At 40.1% G+C, this 347-nt stretch carries 1 protein-coding gene; it reads left to right on the top strand.

The genetic code is table 11. The features are described 5' to 3' along the window. Positions 1-11 precede the first annotated feature (11 nt). The coding region (locus RCF13_RS05410; RefSeq protein ID WP_308140942.1) for a dihydrodipicolinate synthase family protein at positions 12-347 on the top strand (336 nt) is incomplete at its 3' end.

Genomic DNA, 347 nt, shown 5'->3' with positions numbered 1-347 from the left:
AAAGTGTCAATATTCCAATCATTTTATATAACGTGCCAGGCAGAACAGGTGTGAATTTGGCACCGAAGATCGTGAAAAAGCTTTCTCAGGTAAATAATATCGTTGGTATAAAAGAAGCCAGCGGAGATATTGGTCAGGTTGCAGAAATTGCTCGCTTATGTGGTGATGAATTTGCGATTTATAGCGGCAATGATGATATGGTGGTTCCTTTATTATCCTTAGGAGGAAAAGGTGTCATCTCCGTTGTTGCAAACATACTGCCAAAGGATACCCACGACATGGCAATGGAATATCTCAACGGCAACATAGAAAGCGCAAGAAAGCTCCAATTAAAAATGAAAGGATTG

Origin of the sequence: Stenotrophomonas maltophilia group sp. RNC7, assembly GCF_030910085.1 — a bacterium.
In the GTDB taxonomy this organism is placed as follows: domain Bacteria; phylum Pseudomonadota; class Gammaproteobacteria; order Xanthomonadales; family Xanthomonadaceae; genus Stenotrophomonas; species Stenotrophomonas sepilia.
This window is presented reverse-complemented; position numbering and strand designations above follow the sequence as displayed.